The organism is Stenotrophomonas sp. 2YAF22, from assembly GCF_052114665.1.
Taxonomy (GTDB): domain Bacteria; phylum Pseudomonadota; class Gammaproteobacteria; order Xanthomonadales; family Xanthomonadaceae; genus Stenotrophomonas; species Stenotrophomonas indicatrix.
The window spans coordinates 1-6,521 of record NZ_JBFRFE010000203.1 but is presented as its reverse complement, the minus strand read 5'-3'; the positions used below and the strand labels follow the sequence as shown (position 1 = coordinate 6,521).

Annotated in this window: 5 protein-coding genes; 1 reads left to right on the top strand and 4 read right to left on the bottom strand. The window is 67.2% G+C overall.

Going from position 1 to position 6,521, the window contains the following annotated elements; translation table 11 throughout:
• The coding region (locus AB4Y84_RS09985) for a DMT family transporter (protein ID WP_442250082.1) at positions 1-859 on the top strand (859 nt) is incomplete at its 5' end.
• 39 nt (positions 860-898) lie between these two features.
• Here the strand turns inward: AB4Y84_RS09985 and AB4Y84_RS09980 are convergent.
• The 4 genes from AB4Y84_RS09980 to AB4Y84_RS09965 all read right to left on the bottom strand — a co-directional run bounded on the left by AB4Y84_RS09980 (position 899) and on the right by AB4Y84_RS09965 (position 5,823).
• A complete protein-coding gene (locus AB4Y84_RS09980; RefSeq protein WP_442243766.1) occupies positions 899-2,059 on the bottom strand; it encodes an AAA family ATPase in 1,161 nt (386 codons plus the stop codon).
• Between the two features lie 120 nt (positions 2,060-2,179).
• Positions 2,180-3,250, bottom strand: a complete 1,071-nt coding sequence (locus AB4Y84_RS09975) for a diguanylate cyclase (RefSeq protein WP_442243767.1) — start codon at positions 3,248-3,250, stop codon at positions 2,180-2,182.
• A 151-nt stretch (positions 3,251-3,401) separates the two neighbouring features.
• Positions 3,402-4,124, bottom strand: a complete 723-nt coding sequence (locus AB4Y84_RS09970) for a pseudouridine synthase (protein WP_442250081.1) — start codon at positions 4,122-4,124, stop codon at positions 3,402-3,404.
• Positions 4,125-4,158: 34 nt separating this feature from the next.
• Positions 4,159-5,823, bottom strand: coding sequence for a sensor domain-containing diguanylate cyclase (locus AB4Y84_RS09965; RefSeq protein WP_442250080.1), 1,665 nt, complete (start codon positions 5,821-5,823; stop codon positions 4,159-4,161).
• Between the last annotated feature and the right edge of the window lie 698 nt (positions 5,824-6,521).

Genomic DNA, 6,521 nt, shown 5'->3' with positions numbered 1-6,521 from the left:
CACCCTGCCGGCGCTGCCGCTGGTGTGGTGGCGGATGCTGCTGGTGGTGGCGATGCTGGCGTTGCTGCCGCGGGTCTGGCGCGGGTTGCGCACGTTGCCGCTGCGGCTGGTCGCCGGCTATGCCGGTATCGGCGCGCTGGTGGCCCTGCACTGGCTGACCTTCTACGGCGCGGTGAAGCTGGCCAATGCCTCGGTTGCCGCCACCTGCATCGCCCTGGCACCGGTGTTCACCTCGATCATCGAGCCCTGGGTGGCCAAGCGTCCCTTCCAGCTGCGCGAACTGGCCTTCGGCCTGGCCGTGSTGCCCGGTGTGGCGCTGGTGGTGGGCGGCGTGCCCGACGGCATGCGCCTGGGCGTGTTGATCGGTGCGCTCTCGGCCCTGCTGGTGGCAGTGTTCGGCTCGCTCAACAAGCGCATGGTCAGCCATGCCGATCCGCTGACGGTCACCGCACTGGAACTTGGCGCGGGCACGCTCACCCTGACCCTGCTGGCACCGCTGATGCCGTACCTGCTGCCAGCGCTGGCCAGCCCGTTGTGGATCGTTCCCGACCTGCACGACGGCATCCTGCTGCTGGTGCTGGCCGGTGTCTGCACGCTGCTGCCGTTCGCCCTGGCCCTGGTCGCGCTGCGCCACCTCAGCGCCTACACCGTGCAGCTGGTCACCAACCTGGAACCGGTCTACGCCGTGTTGCTGGCCGTGGTGCTGCTGCGCGAGCAGCATGAAGTCACCCCGTGGTTCTACCTGGGCGTGGCGATCATCGTCGGTGCCGTGTTCCTGCATCCGCTGCTCAACCGCCGCAAGCGCGTGCAGCATCCTGAAATCCTCGGAACATCCGAAGCGCGCAACATCGCCGATTGAGCGCGTCCGCGCATTGCGTGGATCTTCGCGGYACCCGTCTCAGCGCTGCGGCCAATGCCAGGCCGGTGCATCCAGCAGGCCCTGCCCGCTCAGCAGCGTACGCCCGTGTTCCTTGTGCAGGTGCATTGAATGGCACTGCGGTGCCTGTTCCAGCGCGGCGATCAAGCGCGTGGCATGCGAAACGACCCAGACCTGGCTGCGCGCACTGGCGGCGATGATCAGGCGCGCCAGCGCCGGCAGCAGATCCGGATGCAGGCTGGTCTCCGGTTCGTTGAGCACCAGCAGCGGCGGCGGCCGAGGCGTGTGCAGCGCCGCTGCCAGCAACAGGAAACGCAGCGTGCCGTCGGACAGTTCGGCCATCGACAGTGGCCGCAGCAGACCGGGCTGGTGGAAACGCAGCGCGAGCCGGCCATCCAGTTCCTCGAAGCTGACCGTCGCCCCCGGGAACGCATCCTCTACACTGCGCGCCAGCGCCTGCGGATCGCCGATTTCCATGATCGTCACCCAGGCGGCGGCGAGGTCGCGGCCGTCGTGGTGCAACACCGGCGTACGGGTCGCCATCGCCGGTTGTCGCGCCGGCGCATCGGCATCGCTGCGGAAGTGGTCGTAGAAGCGCCAACGGCGGATGTACTCGCGCAAGGCGATGGCTTCCGGCATGCGCTGCGGATCGCCCACCTGGGTGAACAGGCTGTCGAACAGCGAAAGCCGGTCGTCCACCAGGTCCCAGCCGCGCGCGTGCCGCTGCCGCACCAGCGCACCGCGGCGGTCGACCAGCAGATTGGCGCTGCGCAGGAACGGGCCCGCCCAGATTGATTCGGCCTTGATCTGCGGGTCCAGCGCGAAGGCCGATCGGCTAGGCGGCGGATATCCGAGGTCGATGGCGTAGCCGAATTCATCCGTGGCGAAGCCCAGCTTGAGCCCCACCGACTCCTGTCGCGGCCCGCCTTGCAACGGAATCTCACCGGCCAGCACGCGGCGGTCGATCTTTTCCGGACCGGCCCACAGCGCCGAGCCCAATCCACCCTCCCGCGCCAGTACCGCTGCAACACCGCCCTGGGCGGTTTCCGCCAGCAGGCGCAGCGCGCGGTACAGGCTTGATTTGCCACTGCCGTTGTCGCCGGTGACCACGTTGAGCCGCTGCATCGGCAGCACCAGCGCATGCAGCGATCGGTAATTGGCGATGGCCAGGGTCTGCAGCATGGTCGACGTCCTTGCGGTGAGACGTTGAGGGTGCCGTACGGGTATCGCAATGGCTGCGACTGCACGCAAAGGCCCAGGCCATCCACGCATGGCGTGGATCTACCGCAGCCGCGCGGGCGGTCAGGGCGCCACTTCCACCCGGTTGCGGCCGGCGCCCTTGGCCCGGTACAGCGCCACATCGGCACGGGCGAGAGTCTGCTCGGACGTTTCACCGGGCTGGTGCTGCGCCACACCGATGCTGATGGTCACCGGGAAGCCCAGCGGCAGGTTGGACACGGCCACCCGCAGGAACTCGCATTGCAGTTCGGCGGTGCGCAGGTCCGCGTCCGGCATCAGTGCCACGAATTCCTCGCCGCCATAGCGCGCGGCCAGACCCCCACCGGCGAAGTGCGAGCGCAGCAGCGCCCCCAGTTCGGCCAGCACCCGGTCGCCGGTCGCGTGGCCCTGGAAATCATTGATGTGCTTGAAATGATCGATGTCCAGCAGGGCCACGCAGGTCTGCCGGTCGCGGCCATCGACGGCAATCACCGCCTCGTCCAGCGCTGCTGCCAGTGCCCGCCGGTTGGGCAGGCCGGTCAGAGCGTCGGTACGGCTCTGTTCGGCCAGGTCGGCATTCTGGGCCAGCAGCACATCGTGATACTCCGACAGCAGGCGTTCGTAATCGTTGCGCTCGAGCATGTGCCGCTGGATATCCAGGGCGAAACGGCGCAGCTCCATCACCACCATCACCTGCCGCGACAGCGCGGCCAACGCTTCGGCCTTGTCGGTCGCCAGCTGCTGCGGCCGCGCGTCGAACACGCACAGGGTTCCCAGCGGCAGGCCGTCGCTGCTGATCAACGGCGCACCGGCATAGAAGCGCACATGCGGGTCGCCGGTCACCACCGGATTGTCGTGGAAGCGGACGTCCTGCAATGCATCCTCAACCACCATGATTTCCTGCGGTTGCAGGATCGCGTGGCCGCACATCGACTCGCTGCGCAGGTTCTCGGTCGCGGCGATGCCCTGCATCGACTTGAACCACTGGCGCTCGACGTCGATCAGGGTCACGGCCGCCATGGTCGTGCCACACACCGCCTTGGCGATGGCCACCAGGTCATCGAACGAGCGTTCGCGCTCGGAATCGAGGATCCGGTAGCGGTACAGCGCCTCCAGGCGCAGCGCTTCGTTGGCAGGCTTGTCGGGCTTGATCATGCAGCGTCACGTTCCGGCAGGTCGCCGCAAAGTCTAGCGGATGCGGGCGGCCAATCTGCATTCCGGTAGTGCCGGCCGTTGGTAGGCTCCCTGATGTTCATTGCCAGCACCGTGCAGTTGCCGGCCAGCGGCCGGCACTACCGGTCGTTGCTTACCAGTCCTGCTGCTGCGGCAACAGGCCGTGAAGCTCCTGCTCGGTCAGGTTGCGCCACTGGCCCGGCTTCAGTGCACCGATCTTGATGTTGTCGATACGCACGCGGCGCAGCTGGGTCACGCGGTAGCCGAACTCGGCCGCCATCAGCCGGATCTGCCGGTTCAGGCCCTGCTGCAGGATGATGCGGAAACCGAATTTGGCGATCCGCGAGGTCTTGCACGGCAGCGTCATCTGGTCATGGATGCGTACGCCGCGGRCCATGCCGCGCAGGAATTCGTCGGTGACCGGTTTGTTCACCGCCACCAGGTATTCCTTCTGGTGACCGTTTTCGGCGCGCAGGATCTGGTTGACGATGTCGCCGTTGCTGGTCATCAGGATCAGGCCTTCCGATTCCTTGTCCAGGCGGCCGATCGGGAAGATACGCTGTTCATGGCCGACGAATTCGACGATGTTGCCCTTCACCGTGCTTTCGGTGGTGCAGGTCACGCCCACCGGCTTGTTCAGCACGATGTACACGTGGCGGCGGGCGCCCGGCTTGCGGGCAGTGCGCACGCGCAACGGCTGGCCGTCGACCAGCACCTTGTCATCCTCGCCAACAACCGCGCCCGTGCCGGCGGCATGGCCATTGACGGTAACCCGGCGGGCGGCGATCAGGCGATCGGCCTCACGACGGGAGCAGAAGCCGGTGTCGGCGATATATTTGTTGAGTCGGCTGGTCATCGCCCCATTATCAGGCATCGCCGCCCTTCCCGCCTCATGCCGTGGTCAACGGTTCTTCGGTTTCGCCATCGAACACCCGGTTGCGGCCACTGCGCTTGGCCACGTACATGGCGTGGTCGGCCCGTCGCAGCAGCGCAGCCAGGTCATCTTCGGCTGGCCGCCACTGTGCCAGACCGATGCTTGCGGTCACTTCCAGGCCGGGCACCTGCAGGTCCCGGCAGGTCTCGGTGATGCGCTGGCGCAGGCGTTCCAGGCGCGCGGCAGCGATCTCACGTGGCATTCCCGGCAACAGCAGCAGGAACTCCTCGCCGCCCATCCGCACTACCTGGTCCTCGCTGCGGACAGCGGCGCGCAGCGCGCGGGCCACGGCCACCAGCACCTGGTCGCCGACCTCATGGCCATGGCGATCATTGATGTCCTTGAACAGATCGATATCGAGGAAGCCGATCACCAGCAGCCCCCTCTCGCGCTCGCCGCCCTGCAGATGCTGGGCCAGTTGGTGCAGGCCGGCACGGCGGTTGGGCAGACCGGTCAGCATGTCGGTCTCGGCGAGCTGGCGCATTTCATCACGCTGCTGGCGCAGCCGGCCAAGGCGCAGGTTGAGCGCATAGGCCGCCATCATCAGCAGCCAGGTGACCGCCAGCTGCAGGGCCTCCACCCGGTATTCCATCAACCAATGCGCGCTGGCGGCGTCGGCCACGATCAGCACCAGCATCGGCGCCAGTGCGGCCAGCCCGGCCAGCGACCAGACATCGCCGCGCAGGCGTGCCCAGATGCCCATCGCCAACGACAGTGCACAGCCGACAATGAAGCTCCACTGCAGGACCTGTGCGACCACAACCAGTCCATCGCGCTGCAACCACGGCACCAGTGCCGCCAGCGTGAGCAGGGACCACAACACCAGCTGCTGACCCACGCGCGAACGTGGCAGCACGCGGTCACCGCCGTTCAGGCGCCACAGCGCCGGCAACACCAGTGCCTGGGTCGCCGCAGTCAGCGCCAGCAGCCACCAGTCACCGCGCCCGCCGACCCGCAGCCAGGGCTCGGGATAGCCGCTGAGACCGCCAAGGATCGACTGCCACAGCACCAGCACCAGGGTGGCACCGATATACATCAGGAAGCTGCGGTCGCGGGTGGTCAGATAGGCCATCAGTGCCGACAGCGCCAGCGCGATTGCCACGGCGATGCATGCGGCGCGCACCAGCAGCCGGGCAGTGTCGTTCTGCTGCACCGGGCTGGGCGCACCCAGCTGCAATGTCGGAACCCAGCGCGCCTTCAGCGGCGTCTGCCAGGAAACCAGGAAGGGCTCGTGGCTGCCGGCAGCGGGTACCGCCACTATGCCGATGCCCGCACGAAAGCGCGAATCGCGGGTGCGCGCATCCTGCATGTTGCCGCAGATCTCGCGATCACCGTGCTGCAGCCGCACTTCGCCGGCAAAGATGTTGAAGACATCCAGCGCCTGCGGCTCGCCGGACCAGCCTTCTGGCGGTGCATTTACCCGTGTCTGCTGGCGCGGCCCGGCCAGCATCTCCGGCGTGCACGCGCGATGGGGCGTAGGTTCGGCTGTCGCGGTGCCGACCAGAAGGTAATCGCGGCCGGCGTCGACGCTGCGCGCATGGCCCAGCCACGGCAACRCCAACCACACCAGCAGCAGGACAAGCACCGCCCCTGTTTCCAAACGCACCTGCCTGCCGCCCACGCCACGTCCTGTTCCTGCTTACGTCCGCGCCCACTGCGCGTCGCCCCTGGCGGCATTATCGCAGCGGAATGCACCACCGATGTGTAGACCAAAGTGGCGGGGGTATTGGCCGGGCTGCCGCCCGGCACCCGCAGAGGCCGGAGCCGAAGCAACAGCGAAAGCGGCTACCGAGGTGGGCGGGGCGGTATGGGCAAGCAGGACACGCCGTAAACCCATCCATGGGGGCTCGATGGCGCCTTGCTCGTGTGCGCCGTCCTGCGCACACGGCAAGACCGGGGTTGGGCGTCCTGCCCAACCCGCCCGAGGGCATGCCTCGGGCCCATGGCGCCAACGGTCCTGCCTGCCCATACCGCCCCACCCCTGACAGTKTCCCGMSATCTGGTRGATCCACGCCGTGCGYGGATGGATGTTCMTACCGTTTCGAAATCAATGAATGGATTGGATATCATCCGCGCATGGCGTGGATCTACGTGTCGACCAAGGTCGACACCCACCAACAGCAGCCGGAACCTGTCGAAGGCGGGGTGGGTCCGGTTGCGGGGGCGTGAGCGCCATGGATGGCGCGACCGAGCCTACAGGGACGTACTTGCGGCGTCCCCCGCAACCGGACCCACCCCGCCATCCCACGGAATGCAGCTGTTGCTGTTGCTGTTGCTGTTGCTGTTGCTGTTGCTGTTGCTGTTGCTGTTGAGGTTGAG